The 18,469-nt window shown below is 59.8% G+C and carries 12 protein-coding genes; 7 read left to right on the forward strand and 5 right to left on the reverse strand.

All coding sequences use genetic code 11. The features are described from left to right. Positions 1–41: 41 nt before the first annotated feature. Complete coding sequence (locus N6H05_RS04755) at positions 42–956, reverse strand: LysR family transcriptional regulator (RefSeq protein WP_048938514.1); 915 nt, start codon at positions 954–956, stop codon at positions 42–44. A 124-nt stretch (positions 957–1,080) separates the two neighbouring features. Here N6H05_RS04755 and N6H05_RS04760 point away from each other — a divergent pair, with 124 nt between their 5' ends. Genes N6H05_RS04760 through N6H05_RS04770 form a run of 3 tightly spaced genes read left to right on the forward strand, consistent with a single transcriptional unit; the run spans position 1,081 to position 4,902 of the window. Next, positions 1,081–3,363, forward strand: a complete 2,283-nt coding sequence (locus tag N6H05_RS04760; RefSeq protein ID WP_126000133.1) for a TonB-dependent receptor — start codon at positions 1,081–1,083, stop codon at positions 3,361–3,363. A gap of 58 nt (positions 3,364–3,421) precedes the next feature. Beyond that, the gene (locus tag N6H05_RS04765; protein WP_126000141.1) at positions 3,422–3,976 is read left to right on the forward strand and encodes a cupin domain-containing protein; all 555 of its coding nucleotides are present in this window, start codon (positions 3,422–3,424) and stop codon (positions 3,974–3,976) included. Further along, on the forward strand, positions 3,973–4,902 hold the full coding sequence (locus tag N6H05_RS04770; protein ID WP_126000132.1) for an NAD-dependent epimerase/dehydratase family protein: 930 nt from the start codon (positions 3,973–3,975) through the stop codon (positions 4,900–4,902). The genes N6H05_RS04765 and N6H05_RS04770 overlap by 4 nt, the downstream gene beginning before the upstream one ends. On the opposite strand, the gene N6H05_RS04775 is transcribed toward N6H05_RS04770, so the two are convergent. Then, positions 4,889–5,785, reverse strand: a complete 897-nt coding sequence (locus N6H05_RS04775; protein ID WP_284112903.1) for a LysR family transcriptional regulator — start codon at positions 5,783–5,785, stop codon at positions 4,889–4,891. The two genes, N6H05_RS04770 and N6H05_RS04775, sit on opposite strands and share 14 nt — an antisense overlap. 136 nt (positions 5,786–5,921) lie before the next feature. Here N6H05_RS04775 and N6H05_RS04780 point away from each other — a divergent pair, with 136 nt between their 5' ends. After that, positions 5,922–6,989 (forward strand): aromatic ring-hydroxylating dioxygenase subunit alpha, encoded by a 1,068-nt coding sequence (locus tag N6H05_RS04780; RefSeq protein ID WP_126000130.1) that lies wholly within the window; start codon positions 5,922–5,924, stop codon positions 6,987–6,989. A 27-nt stretch (positions 6,990–7,016) separates the two neighbouring features. Here N6H05_RS04780 and N6H05_RS04785 read toward each other — a convergent pair whose 3' ends face one another. Beyond that, complete coding sequence (locus tag N6H05_RS04785) at positions 7,017–7,667, reverse strand: TetR/AcrR family transcriptional regulator (RefSeq protein WP_126000129.1); 651 nt, start codon at positions 7,665–7,667, stop codon at positions 7,017–7,019. Here N6H05_RS04785 and N6H05_RS04790 point away from each other — a divergent pair. The 3 genes from N6H05_RS04790 (at position 7,636) to N6H05_RS04800 (ending at position 14,624) form a co-directional block, all read left to right on the forward strand. Beyond that, positions 7,636–10,185 carry a TonB-dependent receptor gene (locus tag N6H05_RS04790; protein ID WP_284112904.1) on the forward strand — a complete coding sequence of 850 codons (2,550 nt, stop codon included), beginning with the start codon at positions 7,636–7,638 and terminating at the stop codon, positions 10,183–10,185. The two genes, N6H05_RS04785 and N6H05_RS04790, sit on opposite strands and share 32 nt — an antisense overlap. A gap of 68 nt (positions 10,186–10,253) precedes the next feature. Then, complete coding sequence (locus tag N6H05_RS04795) at positions 10,254–11,504, forward strand: glycoside hydrolase family 1 protein (protein WP_126000139.1); 1,251 nt, start codon at positions 10,254–10,256, stop codon at positions 11,502–11,504. Positions 11,505–11,549: 45 nt separating this feature from the next. After that, on the forward strand, positions 11,550–14,624 hold the full coding sequence (locus tag N6H05_RS04800; RefSeq protein ID WP_126000128.1) for an alpha-L-rhamnosidase: 3,075 nt from the start codon (positions 11,550–11,552) through the stop codon (positions 14,622–14,624). A gap of 363 nt (positions 14,625–14,987) precedes the next feature. Here the strand turns inward: N6H05_RS04800 and N6H05_RS04805 are convergent, their stop codons facing one another. Next, positions 14,988–16,562, reverse strand: coding sequence for an AAA family ATPase (locus N6H05_RS04805; RefSeq protein WP_284112905.1), 1,575 nt, complete (start codon positions 16,560–16,562; stop codon positions 14,988–14,990). 434 nt (positions 16,563–16,996) lie between these two features. Continuing rightward, positions 16,997–18,367, reverse strand: a complete 1,371-nt coding sequence (locus N6H05_RS04810) for an IS1380 family transposase (protein WP_020817822.1) — start codon at positions 18,365–18,367, stop codon at positions 16,997–16,999. Between the last annotated feature and the right edge of the window lie 102 nt (positions 18,368–18,469).

An 18,469-nucleotide genomic window follows, 5' to 3' on the forward strand; every position in this document is an offset into this window, starting at 1 on the left:
CGCGCTTTTCAATATCAAAATTCGATTGTTTGGATCATAGTTTATCCATTTTGTGGATTAGTTGCTATCCGTCGCAATTGTTCTCGAAACCAGAAAAGCCCTTCGTCAGCAGCGCGGGTCTGATGAAACTGCACCAACTCCTGCATCACCGGGAAGGCAAAGGGCATCGGCACCGATGTGAGCGGAAAAAGGCGCATGGCCGCCCGTGCAAGACGTTCGTGCATGACCGCCAGCCGCTGGGTGCCCACCAGCAGCCAGGGAACCGTTGTGAATGACGAAGCCGAGATTTCGATCCGGCGATGCTTGCCCATCAGCGCGAGATGTCGATCGGCAAAAGCTATATTGGAACGCGAGCCAATGGCGACGCCGATGTGGCCCGCGCCCAGGAAGCGCGCTTCGTCGAGTGGCGTCTGGAGCAAGGGGTTGTCCTCCCACCCGACTACGACATGCTCTTCCTCGAACAGCAATTCTGTTGGATGATCGGCTGAGAGAAATTCGCGCGGACTGATCATCAGATCCGCCTTGCCATCACCGATCAGTTCGGAGCTGTGCTGATCAGGCGATATCAGTTGCAGCCTTACGCCGGGGGCCAAGTTGGAAAGGTCGGCCATCAAGGGAGCGACAAGCGCTGTGATCACATAGTCGGACGCGATGACCTTGAAGGTCCGCTGCGAGTTGGCAGGATCGAAGGAGGCCGACGTTGCGAGCAAGGTTTCAATCCCGCCCAGGCATTCGCGCACCAGCGGCGCCAGGCTTTCTGCAAAGGCGGTCGGGTACATCCGCTTGCCGTGGGTCACCAACAGAGGGTCACCGAAATAGTCACGCAGCCTGGACAGGGCAGCACTCATGGCGGGCTGGCTCAGATGCATCTGCCGCGCCGCGCCGGACACCGAATGCGTTTGCATGAGCCCTTCGAAGACAGCGAGAAGATTGAGGTCGAGACCGCGGAAACGCATGATCCATCCATTCCATGATTGGATAACGATAAGATCAAATGATTTAACCTATGGACCATAACTGATCTACTCTTTCCTCACAGATGCGTCGGAATAGGCGCGCACATCAGGAGAGGAGACAGGCATGAAGGCGGCCCTACTGGCGACAGCTGCAGCGATATTCATCCCGGTTACGCCGGCCTTGGCACAGGAGCAGGGCAGCGGCGAGGAAGTGCAGGCCGAGGTGTCCGGCATCGCCGACATCATCGTCACAGCGCAGCGGCGTAGCGAAAATTTGCAGAAGGCCGCGATCGCGGTCAGCGCAGTGGCCGGGGATACGCTCGTCAAGCAAAGCATCACCCAGGCCAATGATCTCACCCGGGTCGTGCCCGCGCTCCAGGTGGCGCCTGCGGCGTCCTTCACCCAGATCTATCTGCGCGGCGTCGGCACCTTTGGCGCCAATGCCTTTGCGGAGCAGGGCGTCGCCTTCAATCTCGATGGCGTTTATCTGTCTCGCCCAGCTGCACCGGCCGGGCTCTTCTATGATCTTGAGCGCGTCGAGGTGCTCAAGGGCCCGCAGGGCACGCTTTATGGTCGCAACGCCACCGGCGGCGCCGTCAACGTGATCACCGCCAAGCCCAAGCTTGGTGAGACGTCGGGCTATATCAACGCGGAATATGGCAATTACGATGCCATCAAGGGTTCGGCCGCGCTCAACCTGCCCCTGGGCGAGAAGCTCGCTTTGCGTGTTGCAGGCCAATATGTGAAGCGCGTCGGCTATTACAGCGATGGCTATGATGACGAGGATACCCAGGCCGTCCGCGCCCAATTGCGTGGCGAGACTGGCACTGGCCTCGATGCCACCTTGTCGGTCGATTATGCGCATGTGGGCGGAATGGGCTCGGGCGGCACGATCATGCCGCTGCTCGACGGGAAGCATCGGCTCGGGCCCAGCGATCCCCGTGTCATCGCCGCCTATGTAGCTCGCTCGCCAACGCCGCCGGTCCCCCAGGCGATCGCCAGCGATGATGGCTATCAGGATAATGACTTCTTCGGCGCAGCGCTGACGCTCAACGCGGATCTCGGCTTTGCGACGCTCACCGTCATTCCCGCCTATCGCAAGACGGATCTCGACTTTCGCTCCTATGCCTCGAGTTTCCTGATCGACGTCCAGGAAAAGTCGAGCCAGATGTCACTCGAGACCCGACTGGGCGGGCATAGCGGCCCCCTCGAATGGGTCGTTGGCGGCTATTATTTCGGCGAAGATGTGAGCGCCCGGCAGCTATTCGACCAGGCCAGCAATGGCACTCGGATCAACTCGGAACTGGAAACCGAAAGCCTCGCGGCCTTCGGTCAGGCGACTTTTTCGGTAACCGACAGATTCCGGCTGACAGGCGGGCTGCGTTACACAACCGATGCGAAACGCCAGGCAACCGAGGCGCATACGCTTCCCTTCGTCGGTTTCGTCAATCCCGCGCAGGGTAACTTCACCCCGATCATTCTCGACATCGTCAGCTATCCGCGCACCGACGTGGATTTCAACAAGGTTACATGGAAGGCGGGCGTGGAATATGACGCCGGACCGCGTTCGTTGCTGTACGCGTCGGTTGCCACCGGTTTCAAATCGGGCGCGCTGTTTGCGGCGACGGGGCGCAACTATTCAGCGCCGGAAAACATGACCGCCTACACCATCGGCTCGAAGAATCGCTTCTTCGACAATAAGGTTCAGCTGAACGCGGAAGCGTTCCTCTGGAAATATGAGGACCAGCAGATTTCGCATCTGGGCCCGGTCCAGATTGCCAGCACGCCGGCAGGCGCGATCTATGGTCCGGTCTTCACCACTGAAAATGCGGGCAAGTCGACCATCTACGGTCTTGAACTGGAGGCACTATTCCAGCCGACGAGCAATGACCAGTTTTCAGCCAATATCCAGTATCTGCACAGCAAATATGATGAGCTGACCTATCAGGCCTATTCGACGACCGGCACGGCGCCCGTCATCGGCTGCGCGGTGACCCCCACGAGCCAGACCGGCGCTTCGCCCGCTGCCCGCATCTATGATGTGGATTGTTCGGGCCGACCGCTGGTCAACGCGCCCAGGTGGGTGTTCAATCTGGGCTATGAACATAGCTTCCAGCTTGGCGATCATGGCAAGCTGATTGCGGCAGCTGATACACGGATCGAAACGTCCCGCTATCTCTCGCTCGATTTCCTCGAGCTGGGACGGCAGGGCTCCTACATGATGTCCAATGCGCGGCTCACCTACGAAAGCCCGTCGGGCAATTTCTCCCTGACCGGCTTCATCAACAATATTGAGAATGAGCTGGTGTTTGCCAATTCGCTGCAGAGTCCGGCGAAGCCCGGCGTCATTTACAACCAGCTGAGGCCGCCCCGCACCTATGGCGTGCGCGCCGGTTTCCGCTTCTAGTCGATCCCAAATCCGCTCGCGCGTCAGCCCCTGGCTCGCGCGAGCGTCAGGAGAATATATGGGTACAGAACCCGGCACCTCATTCCGTCGGATCGTAACCGGCCATGATGCAGATCGACGATCGCGCATCGCCAGCGATGCGCCCCCGGTCCGGATTTTCGACAATCTGGGCGAGGAAGGCCTCGTGTTCCACGAAGTATGGAATACCAGGCAGACGCCCGCCATCCTTGATAGGAACGACGCCGAACCTGCAGAAACGCATCTGCTTTTGGCGCCGCCGCCGGGCGGGACGCGTATCCGTGTCCTGGACATCCCGCCGGAGCAAGCCGGGGCAGATTTCGATGCCGTGTTCGATGCGATTGGCGGCAGCGACGCGCATGTCGGCAAGACATCTAATCGGCATGCCAGTTTCCATCGGACTCGTTCGATCGATTACGGCATCCTGCTCTCGGGCAGCATCACATTGATGATGGACGAGGGCGAGACCATTGCCCATGCCGGCGACATCATCATTCAGCGTGGCACCAATCATGGCTGGATCAACCGTTCCGGCGCACCTTGCCGGATCGCCTTCATCCTCATCGACGGCGTCTTCGACGACGATCTGGCATGACCCTGCTGGTTACCGGGGCATCCGGTTTTGTCGGCCGCCAAGTGGCGAGCCTGTTGGCGGATGAGGGTGGCTATGGCGCCGTCAGGCTGACGGATCTAACTGCGCCTCCCATACCGATCGGCAGCGGATTTGAAGCCGTCGCTTTCGACCTGGCCACCACGGAGCATCTCGACGCGCTGCTCGAAGGGGTCGACCGCGTCATCCATCTCGCCGCCGTTCCTGGAGGTGCGACGGAGCAGACGCCTGGATTTGCGCGCCGCATCAATGTCGATGCCCCGCTCGCCATCCTCGAGCATCTGGACCAGGCCAAGCGCCCGTGCCGCTTCGTCTATGCCAGTTCGATCGCCATACTAGGGCCGACGCCCTTACCCGTCGATGACGAGACGGTGCCTGCGCCGGCCACCCTTTACGGCGCACATAAGCGCATGATCGAGATCGCACTGGCGCAATTTGCTCGTCGCGGGAGCATCAAAGCTGTCGGATTGCGTTTGCCAGGTATCGTTGCCCGCCCCATGGGCCCAAGCGGTCTCGCCTCTGCCTTCATGAGTGACCTCTTCCATGCGGCGCTGGAACAGCGGCCGATGACCTTGCCCGTGTCGGCAGATGCGAGCATCTGGATATTGTCTGCGCGGCGGGCCGCCTGGAATCTGATCCATGCGCTTCATTGCGGTATCGAGCACGGCATAAGCCTGACCTGCCCGGCTCTGCATGTAACTATTGGACAATTGATCCAGCAGCTGTTTCCAGACCCGGCTCAGGTCCGCCATGCACCCGATCCTGAGCTTCAACGCCTGTTCGGATCCCAGCCCGCTCTTGTAACGCCATCAGCGGCAGAGGCCGGCTTCCAATCCGACGAAAGTCTCGAGGCGTTGACTGCTTCGGTGTTTGCCTCGCTTCGCGCTGAGGCGCCCTCTATTGTCCTATAGCGCGACCCGCCGGCATCGACGGATCACGGCCTAGGAAGAGCTCCGCCACGAGGCTACGAAACCAGACGATTGCCGGATCGCGATCGACACGCCGATGCCAGAATTGCTGGAGGCTTATCAGAGGCGTCTCGAATGGCGGCGGCAAGAGCTTGAGTGGCGCCATGGTGGCGAAGATGGCGGCGACCGCATGCGGAACGGTCGAAATGAGGTCGGACCCGGCGACAAGCAGCGGAACGCTCATGAAATGGGGCGATTGAAGCTGAATACGCCGGGATAGGCGAAGCTGATGCATTCGGATTTCCACCAGTTCCTGGCTCCGTCCCTTCTGCGACACCAGGATATGGCCGAGTCCCAGAAATTGCTCGAGTGAAAGCGCGTCGCCCACGTCAGGATGATCCTTGCGCACGATGCAGCTGAAGGGGTGCTCGAACAATGTCTGACACAGGAAATTGCTGCCCTGGAGATCCGGGAAATAGCCCAGCGCCATATCGACCACCCCGTCGGACATGGCGCGCTCCAGTTCATGGGGCGGCATCGAGTGGGAGCGCAGCGTCGCACGCGGCGCGCGTTCTTTCAGCACCTCCAGCAAGGTCGGCAGGAACACGAGCTCGCCAATGTCGGATGTGCTGATCGAAAAGCAGCGTTCCGCATTGAGCGGGTCAAAGACTGGCAGCCCCAGCAGATCTGCGTCGACCATCTCCAATATTCGTCGGACCGGTTCCCGCAATCGGTCGCCCATTGGTGTGGGGTGCATGGAGTTGCCGATTCGCACCAGCAACTGGTCCTGGAAAAATTGCCGTAGCTTGCCCAGCGCAAAGCTGACGTTCGGCTGGCTCATGTTGAGCCTTCGTGCGGTGGCGTGCACCCCGCGTTCCTCCAGCAAGGCGTCAAGCACCACCAGCAGATTGAGGTCGAGCCTACGGTAATCCATGAAACTGATCCAGCATATCGATATAACTAGTTATATTGATTGGCTGGCGGCGCGCTAGGCTTTCCTGAGAATAAGACAGGAGAGCGATGTGAGCGCGCAGTCGGGGCCAAGGGCCGGGTCATCATTCCTCCATGACATCTGGTATGTCGCGGGCTGGGGACATGAATTGCAGCCAGGAAGCCGGACCTCCCGAACCATATTGGGGCAACCGCTCGTGCTGTTTCGCACCGAAGGCGGCGAAGTCTCTGCGCTCGAGGATCGCTGCTGCCATCGGGCCATGCCGCTGAGCGAGGGCGTAGTGATTGGGGAGAGCATTCGCTGCCCCTATCATGGCCTTGAATTCGGCACGAACGGTGCCTGCGTGCATATCCCCGCACAGGACAAGATACCCAGGACTGCGCGCGTTCGCCATTTCCCACTGGTCGAAAAGGACGCACTCTTATGGATCTGGATGGGGGATGCGGACAAGGCGGACACCGCGATCATTCCCGATCATCCCTATCATCAAGATCCAGCCTGGGCCTGGCGGAGCGCCCATTATGATGTCCAGGGCAATTGGCAGCTGCTGGTCGACAATCTGATGGATTTGTCACACCTGCCCTATATCCACCCCTCGACCATCGGGGGCGATCCGGAACTGCATTTCAAGACCCCGACGATATCCACCCGCCTGCCCAATGGTGTTCGCGTCGAGCGAAAAATGCCTTCCTCTGCCCCCCCGCCGACCTATGTGGCTGCTGCGGGCTTCAAGGGGCTCGTCGATCGCTGGCAGGAGATCGAGTTCCAGCCGGTCTTCATCCGCATTCATACTGGCGCATGTGACGAAGGGACGGGCGCCTATGATGGCGATAGATCCCATGGTCTCTCGATGCTCGGCTTTCATGGCATCACCCCGGAGACCGAGACGACTACCCATTATTTCTGGTCGATGGCGACAAACATCACGCGGGGCGACATTCCCGACCTGGTATTCGAGCAGACGGCGCGCACCTTCAAGGAAGACCAGGCCGTTCTGGAAATGCAGCAGCGGCGCATCGCGCGAGAGCCAGGGCGGCAGCTGATCGACATCGCAAGCGATGTTGGCGGCCGACAGACGCGCCAGTTCATCCAGCGTCTGTTTCGAGCTGAACAGGAACGAGAGGCCGTGGAGGCCTGAGGGCATGGGATAGGGGCGATGATGCTCCTATCCCTTCGTCTTTCCCTCGATCAGTGCGCGCATCTTTTCCATCCGCCCATCGGGCACTGCCAGGCGCATCATCTCTCCTAGGAGGAGGATGGCATGTTCGGTTTCTGCTCGGTGCGGCAGATAACGGTCCGCAATGGAAAGGCCGCGCACGGACCACACCATGAGGCGCATGACCGTTCGGGCAAGCGCTTCATCGCCACCAAAGGCGCCGCGCATCACCGTGAGAGCTGAATGCTCGACCTCCTCCTGCATCGGTACGACGAGCTCGGCGAGTTCAGGATCGCTACGGGTTGCCTGAAGGATTTCGAGTACCGCCATACCGGGCGGTCGACTAAGTACCGACCAGAGCAAGCTGGGCCAGTCGAACAGATTGTCGCCCATTCCCGTGCGCACCCGGGTCGCTTCATATTCTGCCATTTCACTATTGAAAACGTGACGCACCACCTGCGCCATCAACGCCGCGCGCGTGGCGAAATGATGGAGCATCGCACCGCGGCTGACGCCTGCTCTCTGCGCGATCAAGGTAGTGCTGGCACCGGTATAGCCATGGTCCCCGATTGAAGCGATGGTCGCCTCGATGAGAGCCAGCCTCGTCTGGGCGGTCCGTTCTTCTTGAGTGCGCCTGACCCCGGGTGCTGCTCGATCCATTATCTTCCTTCATGACGGGATGCGGGCGCCAGGCGCCTGCAACCATCCTCCATTATCTATGATGCCCGACCGGATGCATAACAAAAATGGATCGAAACCCATACAAACAATCAGGATTGACTGTTTGTATGGCAAAGACCAAAGCGGTCTGCAAGTGCAGGACGAGCTGCGCAAAAATAGGGAGGATGAAATGCGGAAGGCACTGTTGTTTGTTGGCGCGAGCCTGATCTCCGTCGCCCATACAGCCCATGCACAGGAAACCGCGCAGAACGAGGGCGTGACCGACATCGTCGTGACCGCGCAACGTCGCGCCGAACGGCTTCAGGATGTCCCTGTAAGCGTGACGGCCCTCGGCGGCGACTCGCTAAAGTCGCGCAACCTCAATGATCTGACCCAGGTCGCGCTGGCGGCGCCCAGCCTCCAGGTCGGCAATGACAACAGCTTTGCCATTCGCGGGGTCGGCACCCAGGCCTTCGCAACCACCATCGATTCCAGCGTGGCCACCGCGCTCGATGACGTCAATCTGGGTCGCCCCTTCCTCACGCAAGGGCTTTTCAACGACGTTGAGCGGGTCGAGGTTCTGAACGGGCCGCAAGGGCTTCTCTTTGGCAAAAATGCCTCGGCAGGACTTCTGAACGTCGTGTCGACCCGTCCCAAGCTCGGCAGTTTCGGCAGCGAGACCAACCTCGAGCTCAACAATCGCAGCACGCCGGGCAGCGATACGGAGGCCTGGTCCGTGATTGCGCGACAGACTGTCAATATTCCTGTCGGCGACACCGCAGCATTGCGGATCAACGGAACTTATTCCGTGGAAGAGCCAGGCACCAATTTCGTTGGTACCGGCGGTGTCCGCAACGACCTGGATCGCAAGCAATATGGGGTTCGCGCCAAATATCTCCAGGAGATCACGCCTGAGCTCGAGCTTTATGTCATCGGCGAATATGCAGAATCTCACGGTGTCGCGGGCATCTATGACCGCACCTATCGCGAGCTTGGCGAGGGAAGTGTCAATGCAGCCCCGCTTGCAGCATCCGGCATCGTTCCAGGCGACAAGAATTTCACCTTCGCGGGCGACGGCGGATATTGGCGTGACCTGAAACTGGGTGGCGCCCAGGCTTCGCTCTCCTACACCGCGGACAGCGGCCTCGTCGTAAGCAATATCTTCGCCTGGAAATTCTATAATTTCGACGCCCAGCTCGATACCGACTTCACCAACAGCAACGGCGCGAACATCAACTATTCCCATGCCGATTATGATCAGTTTTCGAACGAACTGCGCGTAGCGCTGCCGGCCGGAAACCGCCTGACGGGACAGGCCGGCCTCTATTATTTCCATTCGACGATCGATCAGCGCAGTCAGATTGCTGGCAATAATTATCTGCCCGACTTCCTGCTGCCGACATTCCCCTTCTGCGTCGGCGCCGCTGCAGTGCCCGGCGCCTTCCCTCCCACCTGCTCGGTCAGCAATGATTATTTCCTCGGGCGGGACAACAGCTATCGGATGAAGACCGACAGCTATGCTGCATTCGGGCAGTTGACCTACGCCCTGACGGATGCGCTGAAACTCTTCGCTGGCGGCCGCGTCACGCGCGACGAAATCAGCATCGATCTTGACCAGAATCGCGGCGCCTATTTCGTGACCCTGGGCGTGCCCGGCGCGATCGCGCAATCCTATGGGCATACCGATTTCAGCTGGCGCACGGGCGGCCAATTTCAGCTGGCGCGCGATGCGATGATCTACGCCTCCTATGGTCGGGGCTATAAGGGCCCCGGCTTCAATGATACCGGAGCAACCGCGACGACCTCGCTGCTGGTCAAGCCGGAAAAATCGAACACTGCGGAAATTGGCGCCAAGACGAGCTGGTTCAATCGTCGCCTCGTGGTCAACGCATCACTCTTCCATACGAAATTCAAGAATTACCAGACCCAGTCGCTCGACACCCAGTTGCAGAGCTTCGTGGTCCAGAACGCGGCGTCGGTCATCAGCAAGGGCGTCGAGCTGACCGTCAATGCCAACCCGTTCCGGGGACTCTCTATCAACGGATCGGCGACGTTCCTCAGCTCCAAGTTCAAGGATTTTGCGGGCGCGGAATGTTATCCGGGGCAAACCGACGCCAGCTGCGCAACAAGCGGTTCGTTCAATGCCGGCGGCAAGCGCACGCCGACCGCCCCGAAATTCACCTCGTCGCTCCAGGCCAGCTACGAGTTCCAGACGGACGGAGCCGTACATCCCTTTATCGAGGGCAACTGGTACCATCGCACGCCGATAAATTATCTGATCAACCAGGCGCCGGGCGCCACCGTGCCGACGACCGATCTGATCGGCGCGAGTGCAGGCGTGCGGATCGACAATGGCATGCGCCTCTCGATCTTCTGCAAGAACTGCACGAACGAATATAATCCCAACTTTATCGGACTGGATTCCGGCGACGCGATCTCCGGGATCGCCACCTATCAGCAGCAATTCGGGTTCGATTCCGTGCGCACCATCGGCGCCAACATTCAGTTCCGGTTCTGAGGATGGATGATATGCCCTTTGCCCTCTCCCGCCGCTCCATGCTGCAACTTGCCGGCGGGAGTCTTGCGATGACGCTTGCCAGTCCTGCGCTCGCCGCGCGTCGCAAGCTGCGTCCTGATTTCCTTTGGGGGGCAGCTACCGCCGCCCACCAGGTGGAAGGCAATAATGTCAACAGCGACAGCTGGGTCATGGAGCATCTCAAGCCCAACAGCTTCGCCGCGCCGTCCGGCGATGCCTGCGACAGCTATCATCGCTGGCGCGAGGATATGGCACTCGTCAAGCAGATGGGCCTCAACTGCTATCGCTTCGGCATCGAATGGTCGCGCATCGAACCGGAGCAGGGAGAGTATTCCAACGCTGAACTCGACCATTATCGCCGAATGGTGGATGGATGCGTCGAGCTGGGCCTGAAGCCCTTCATCACCTACTCGCACTTTACCGTCCCGCGCTGGTTCGCAGCAAAGGGCGGGTGGGAAGAGCAGACGAATGTCGATCATTTCCTGCGCTTTTGCGAGCGGGCGGCCAAGGCGCTGGGGCCGAACTATAGTCATGGGCTTACCTTCAACGAGCCCAATCTGGCCGCCCAACTGTCATGGCAGCCCGGTTTTCGCGCAACCATGCCTTATTTCGTTCAGGCTTCGGCGGCAGCCGCCAAGGCTGTGGGCAGTGACCGTTTTTCCTCCACGCCGATTTTCGATGTCCGTCGTGCCGGCCCGATACAGGCGGAGGCTCATCGCCGCGCCGTCGAGGCGATCAAGTCGGTGCGCCCCGATCTGAAATTGGGGCTGAGCCTTTCCGTTGCTGACGAGCAATCTGCTCCGGGCGCGAACGGGTTGGAACGCAAGATTGCGGAGGTCTATGCGCCCTGGTTCGAAGCGGTTGCCAAGGATGATTTCGTGGGTGTCCAGACCTATGGCCGGGCCGTGGTTGGCAATGATATCGACTTGCCGCCAGCATCTGGCGTAGAACTAACGCAAACCGAGATGGAGTTCTATCCACAGGCACTTGAAGCCACGGTGCGCTGGGTCTCCAAAGCCACCAAACGCCCGATCATCGTCACGGAGAATGGCGTGGCGACCGCCGATGACGGCCGCAGGATCGCCTATATCGACGGGGCGCTTGCGGGCCTTTCTCGAGCGATCGTAGATGGCGTGGATGTTCGCGGCTATATCCATTGGTCGCTGCTCGATAATTTCGAGTGGAACAGGGCCTATACGGCACAATTCGGCCTGGTCGCCGTCGACAGGACGAGCTTCCGCCGCACATTGAAGCCAAGCGGCTTGCATCTTGGCCGGTACGCGCGAGACAACAGTATCTAACCCGTTCCCTCGCCCGACGCCTATTGATTTTCCAAGGATCTGCCTATGCCCATATTCGATCGTCGTTCCTTCATGGCGACCAGCGCATTTTTGGGCCTAAGCGCCAATCAGGCACGGGCCGCATCGACGTTGCGGTTCGGCGCCACGCAGCTGCGTACCGCCATGCGGAAAAATCCGATCGGAATCGACGACCGGCATCCCAGCCTCTCCTGGCGGGTCGCTGGCCCTGACGAAACGATGCAGTCGGCATATCGCATTCTCGTCGCGTCCAGTTCGTCTTTGCTTGGCCGCAATGTCGGCGACATATGGGACAGTGGTCGCATCGAAGGTGCCGCCTGCACGGGCATCCAGTATGAAGGCAGACCCTTGCGCTCGCGCGAAACCTGCCACTGGAAAGTGCAGGTCTGGAATGAAAAGGGAAATACCGGCTGGAGCGACCCGGCTTATTGGGAAATGGGCCTTCTCGAGGCGAAGGACTGGACGGGTGACTGGCTGGCCGCAGAAGATGCAGTCGAGCGCGAAGACCGGCTCAGCGGTGTCCAATGGGTGGGCGGCAACGCCCCTGCGCCCGACAAGCCGCGCAGCTTTCGTCTCGCCTTTCGCAGCGATGCAGGCGACGCGCTGCTGACCATCTTCGGCGATGGCGTGATGTCACGGCTGGAACTCGACGGCAAACCACTCGCCTTGCCTGCGCGCGATCCCAATGCTTTTGGCGGCGCGCCTGCAACACGCCTCGCCTTGCAGCTCCCGGCCGGTGATCATCTGCTTAGCCTGGATATTGCGCCTGCACCGGGCTTCTTCATCAAGCCATTCGTCTCGATTGCCGGGCAGATCCGTCTTCCTGCATTGAATGGCTCGAGCAAACGGTTGAGCGGCAACTGGGAAACCCGCCTGGGCGAGGCAGAGAACTGGGTGGTGGCGCCGCTGCTGGACACACAGCCAATTTTCCCCTGGCCTCCCACGCCGGCAAGATTGCTGCGGCGCAGATTCTCCAACGATGGTGCGATCGTCCAGGCCCGGCTCTATGCGGCAGCGCTTGGCGGCTATCGCCTGTCGCTCAACGGGCGCCGGGTCAATGACGATGAACTGCAGGCAGAGCCCGTCAATTACGCCGTTCGCATTCCCTACCGCGCTTATGATGTTACCAATTTGATCCAAAAGGGCACCAACTGCCTCGGTGCTGTGATCGGCGATGGCTATTATGCGAGCTACCAGGCGCCTGACGGTCGCTATGCATTTGGCAGCGCGCCCCGGCGACTGCAATTGATGCTAGAACTGACCCGGTTCGACGGCTCGATCGAACGGATCATCACCGACAACCAATGGCGCCATGCGCGCGCGCCCATCTTGATGTCGGAAATTTATGCCGGCGAAGACCAGGATTTGCGATCGCAGTCCCAGGGCTGGGATCGTCCGGACTTCGACGACAGCAAATGGGATCGGTGCTGGACGGCGCCGACCCCAATTGCCCCGATTTCGGCGGCACTTGCCGAGCCGGTACGCATCATCAGGCAACTGCCGCCAGTCGCCATTCGCAAGCTTGGGGACGCCCGGCATATTGTCGACTTCGGCCAGAATTTTGCGGGTCGCGTGCGGCTTCAGGTCAAGGGCGTTGCAGGGCAGCCGATCACCGTGCGCCATGCTGAAATCTTGTCCGAGCAGGGCGAGCTCGACCGTCGGAACCTGCGGGCGGCAAGGGCGGAAGATCGCTACTGGCTGCGCGGGGACGGATCGGAGACGCTCGAACCCGTCTTCAGTTACCAGGGCTTCCGGTATGCGGAGATCAGCGGGGTCAGCACGCTGACTTCGGACATGATCGCTGGCCTGGTCCTTTCGAGCGCCATGCCTGAAACCGGGACGTTTCAGATCAGCACCCCGGACGTCCAGAAGCTCTGGCTGAATACGCTGTGGAGCCAACGCTCGAACTTCATGGGAATTCCGACCGATTGCCCGCAACGTGACGAGCGGCTGGGCTGGACCGGCGATGCCCAGATTTTCTGGGATGCAGCCAGCTTCAACATGGATGTCGGCGCCTATACACGCGCCTTTTCCCGCACGATGCGGGACGCGCAGGCCGGCAACGGCGCTTACCCACTTTGGGCTCCTTCTCCGCAGGGCCTGGGCTGGGGCACCGACAGCCCAACCCCAGGCTGGGCCGATGCCGGTGTCATGCTCCCCTATACCGCCTATCTGCACAGCGGCGATCGCACGATCGTCGACGAGAATTGGCAGGCGATGACCGCTTATGCGCAGGGCATATTCGCAAAAAATCCCGATGGCCTGTGGTCGACAGGGCGTGGAGCAGATCTTGGCGACTGGCTTGCGCTCGATGCGAAGTCGCCGATGGACGAGACGACCCCCAAGGCGCTGATCGCTACAGCCATGCTTGCTCGCTCCGTGGAGCAGATTGCGCAGATGGCGGAATGGACGGGCCGCGCTGGCGAGGCCGTAACCTGGCGCGCGCATCATGATCGAATCCGCAGCGCTTTCGCATCGACCTTTGTTCGTGATGACGGAAGAGTCGGAAACGGCAGCCACTGCAGTTATATTCTGGCGCTCCGGCTCAATCTGGTTCCGCAGGCGCTTCGCGCGAAAGCCGCCTCGCTCTTGGCGGCAGATATTCGCAAGCGTGGAACGCTGCTCACAACGGGGTTCCTTGGCACGCCGCTGGCGCTCGATGCGCTGGTCGATGTGGGAGAAACTCGGCTCGCTTTCGATCTGCTGCTGCGCACGGAATTTCCTTCCTGGGGCTATATGGCGCGCAAAGGCGCCACCACGATATGGGAGCGGTGGAATGGCGACACCGGCGATGTCGCGATGAACAGCTTCAATCACTATGCGCTGGGTGCCGTCTGCGGCTTTCTCTACCGGCGAGTGTGCGGTATCGAACCTGTCGAACCGGGCTTCGCGCGGTTCCGCGTTGCCCCAGTCTTTGACGCTCGAGTGCCAGAGGTAAGCACGAAACTGGTAAGCGTCAGGGGATTGATTGAGACCCGATGGACCTATCACGCAAACGCTGTGAAGCTTGAGCTGACGGTGCCTGCAAATAGCCGGGCGGATATTGCTTTACCTCACGGTCTGCGCACCGTGGGACCAGGCGATCATCGCTTTATAATATAGCGTATATTTTTCACCCCGGATCGAGCTATCCGTGGGGTGGTACAACCGACCCTTCCCGGTCGTTGAACAGCCAATTTCATACTCCCAAGTGCGGTCCGCCAGCTTTCCCATTCTGGATGCCTTGGAGGGGGGCGGTGCACGAACCTCGCTCGCGTTTATTCTGATATTGGCCCACACGGCTTGGGTTGACTGCCGGGCAGGGCAGAGCCGGAGCCACCGCTTGTTCGACCTCAACATGAAACCGAACATGACGGGTGCGTGTATCCCGGCAGGTAAGATCAAGACAGCTTGAGCGTAATAGCCGCTCAAGCGCTTGGTTATAATTATGGCGATTTGCTGAAAGCCATATTCAGCAACGTATGGCTAGGCCGATAGTTTTTCTAACCCTTGGTAATGAATAGGCGCAACACTCTCGATCATTTCAAGAAGATATTTTACGTTCTTTTGACTTTCCGAGACGATCGCGGGATCAAAACCCTTCCCGGTAAAATGCGAATTATCATTTGTGAATTTATAAATAGCCGCCTTCTTGTCATCATCGAACGTCACTGCTTCGAGCTTTTTATAAAGCTTTTCGGATGAAGGTGAATGAAACTCAAGGAATGTTTCAAGAAGCTTTCTGGCGACATTCGGCATGTGATAACAAGATGCGATCGTCCCATCAGATTTGAAATTATATAGCGTCTTGAAAAGGAATTGATATTCAGTTTGATGATCGATCAAGAGTTGATCCAAAGCGCCAATCGTTGCCACGCGATCGGTGGCCGTTTCACTACATATAATCATGTAATGCGACGTATGCCGCTTAACGACATCAAGCCAATTTAGCAGAAGCTTCAAAAACTCGAAATTATGTGTAAGCAAGAACACCTGCTTCGCATTTTTTACCGCGTTTTTCAGGCAGGCGAATGCTTGGTAAATCGCAGAGGAGTCGAGGCTGGAAATCGGGTCGTCGATAACGACGATACCCTCGGACACATCGAACTCGTGATCGCCTAGCTGGACGATGAAATAAAGGAAGGCGATAGCCGTCTTTTCACCTTCGCTCAGGCGTCTAGCAGGCTTACCACGCCGAAGAACTCGATAACCCTCCGCACCCGACTGGAACTCCAAATCGGTGCGCCCAAGGAAATCGCGCAAGCGGGTTGTCATTTCCGAGCCGCCCGCATGGGCGGTCGATACCTTCGCCCGCTTTTCCTCCGCCGACTTTAACAGTTCCGCCATGCTGCGCGGATCGGCAAATTCCGGCGCACCATTCGTCAGTTTGGCAGACTCGGTATTATGCGCCTCGATCTGGCGCTCAAATTCAGCGACCTTTTCAGCTATCTCGGCAAGGTAATGGCGCTCAAGCATCTCCCGCGCCTTGCTCTTGGCAGAAGAGAACTGCGCGGTCTTGAGATTATGCCGGGCAAGAATCTCGTTGAGTACGTCCGCCGTGCCGACCAGCGTATCCGTTTGGATTCCTGCGTCGATCTCAAACGAATTGGATCGTCGAATAAGCTTATCGGCAAGGATGCCATCAATCTCAGTCAATCTCTCTAGGCAGGCCGTGCGCGCCAATGCCCAGTTCTCTGTCGCGACCTCGTAGTCCTTCCAAAGCTCGGCATAGAGCGAAGATTGGGCTGGGGAGTCAATCTTTTCCAAGCTGCCAGCCAGCTTCATACCCATGGCGATCGCCGCCTCGATCTCGGCCTTAAGCAATTGGTCAGCTGCGCCGAAATGCTGAGCAAGTGCTTCGGCGCGAGCCACCGGGATAGGTTGCGCGCAATATTCGCACGTTTCGGAGGAATGGTCGCGGTGCAGCCTGACACCCTCCTCAACCCATTTAGATATCTCGGGGTTTTCCACGAGGCGTTTTAATGCCCCTTCCTGAGCGGTCTTTCGGGTCAGGTTTTCCACCGTGCGGGAGAACTGCGCGCAGGCATCTACGAATGGCAAAAGCTCTCCGTCACTTTCGCGAAGCTGCGGCGGGAGTCCGAATTCATTGACGGGATCAGCTTGTTCCTGCCGGAGCGTGGCCCGGCTAACTTCAAGCTCATCGACCGGATAGCTTTTAACAGGCTGCGGAAAAAGGGTTGGCAGAGCCGGCCATTGGCCTCGCTTTCGCCGTTTTCTAGCCCAAGGCGTCAGTCATTCTGGGAGGTAACCTTCCAGAATCCGGTCGTTTTTGACCGGCCTCGGGCGCTATGAGGCGCAGGCCTAGCCCGCACTATTCATGAGGCCTCCGCTCCGGGTTCGTGCGAGCATGGTTTGTCGGTCGTCGGGTGATCAGAGCAAGCTCCTCCGGCGGTTTTTTTCACCGCGTCAGGATCGATGGGCTTTTCGAGGTTGAAGGACGAGGGCTCGGGCTTTGGGCGGCACTGCCGCGCTGGTTATGTGGGTGCCGGCCGGAGGCCGGTGGCAATGGTTCTGAACAGGCTGGCATCGGGACAGGCTGACGCGAAGGCGACGCGGATGCGCGTAGCGGTTTCGATGACGCGGGCGGCGACCTTGAGCAACCGCAGGCGCAGCGTTGCGAACTCGGCGGTGGCGAGCGCGGCAGCCTTCGGGATTTCCTGCTGGATGCGCCACACGAGCCAGTAGGCGGCGGTGTGCAGGATGAGGCGCATCTGGTTGGCATTGGCTGAGCGGCACGAGGTACGATCGCTGGCAAGCTGGGTCTTGTGGCGCTTGATCAGGTTCTCGGCGTTGCCGCGCGCGCAGTAGAGGGTGTCGTAGATATGCTCAGCCGAACCTTCGGCCAGCGAGGTGACGACATAGCGGATGTCCATGCCCAGCGTGCTGGCCTCGATCCGGGCGACGACGCGGCGCTGGCACTTCCAGCTCTTCGCGCCGTAGCGGGTCTCGGCATAGTTGCGCAGGACCGGATATTGGCGCTGAGCCCGCTTAACCGCGCAGGCATCGGCGGCAGCGACGATTTCGGGATCAGCACGCAGCGCGGCGTTGGTCGGCAGGCCGAACACGTAGTCGACGCCGGCCGCCTCGCAGAAGGCCATGACCTCGGGCCGGCCATAGTGCCCGTCGCCGCGGATGGTGATGTGCGTTTCGGGCCAGTGCCGGCGCAGATGGCGCACCAGGCGCCGGATGTGGCCGGCAGCTTCGGCGCCCGACGGTGTCTTGCCGGTGCGCAGCAGCATCGCCACCGGTCGGCCGGTGGCAGTGTCGTAGACATGGATCGGCAGGAAGCAGCGCTCGCCATGATGCCCGTTCCAGAAGGAGAGCTGCTGATAGCCATGAACAACGTCACAGGTGTCATCGATATCCAGCGTCACCGCCGCCGGCGCGGCGGGGTAGCTGGTGCAGTAGATGTCGATCATCGCGGCCATCATCCTGGCCAGTTCGCGTGTGGTCGGCGCATTTTCCCACCGGCTCATCGTCGGTTGGCTGGCCAGCCCCGCGCCCGATCCCGGCAGCTTGCCCAGCGCCAGACGGAAGCCCGGATCGTCGCGCAGAGCGTCGAGATCATCGGCGTCTTCATAGCCGCAGGCGATCGCGAACACCCGGGCACGCAGGATGTCATCAAGGCGATGGATCACCCGCACAGGGTCCCGCGGATCGGCAATGCAAGCCGCAAGCCGCCGGCAAAGCCCCATCGCGCGCTCGGCCTGTGCCAGCAGCAGAACACCGCCATCCGAGGTGAGCCGACCTCCGTCGAACGCGGCTGTGATCTTCTTGCGCCCGATCGCTGGAAACGAAAATCCCGGCGCGCTATCATCGCTCCCGGCGGGTGTGGCCCGTGGCATAAATTGCCTCGCTGCAGGACTGGTCTAGACACCCATTTTCCTACATCAAAGCAATCGCTTACACCACTCCCGCCAACCCTGCTGACTGAGCCCGATGAATAA

The sequence above is a fragment of the Sphingobium sp. WTD-1 genome (genome assembly GCF_030128825.1).
Taxonomy (GTDB): domain Bacteria; phylum Pseudomonadota; class Alphaproteobacteria; order Sphingomonadales; family Sphingomonadaceae; genus Sphingobium.

Excerpts from the sequence above, each read along its gene's own strand:
- N6H05_RS04755 (WP_048938514.1), bottom strand. The coding sequence starts at position 956 with ATGCGTTTCCGCGGTCTCGACCTCAATCTTCTCGCTGTCTTCGAAGGG.
- N6H05_RS04760 (WP_126000133.1), top strand. The coding sequence starts at position 1,081 with ATGAAGGCGGCCCTACTGGCGACAGCTGCAGCGATATTCATCCCGGTT.
- N6H05_RS04765 (WP_126000141.1), top strand. The coding sequence starts at position 3,422 with ATGGGTACAGAACCCGGCACCTCATTCCGTCGGATCGTAACCGGCCAT.
- N6H05_RS04770 (WP_126000132.1), top strand. The coding sequence starts at position 3,973 with ATGACCCTGCTGGTTACCGGGGCATCCGGTTTTGTCGGCCGCCAAGTG.
- N6H05_RS04785 (WP_126000129.1), bottom strand. The coding sequence starts at position 7,667 with ATGGATCGAGCAGCACCCGGGGTCAGGCGCACTCAAGAAGAACGGACC.
- N6H05_RS04795 (WP_126000139.1), top strand. The coding sequence starts at position 10,254 with ATGACGCTTGCCAGTCCTGCGCTCGCCGCGCGTCGCAAGCTGCGTCCT.
- N6H05_RS04800 (WP_126000128.1), top strand. The coding sequence starts at position 11,550 with ATGCCCATATTCGATCGTCGTTCCTTCATGGCGACCAGCGCATTTTTG.
- N6H05_RS04810 (WP_020817822.1), bottom strand. The coding sequence starts at position 18,367 with ATGCCACGGGCCACACCCGCCGGGAGCGATGATAGCGCGCCGGGATTT.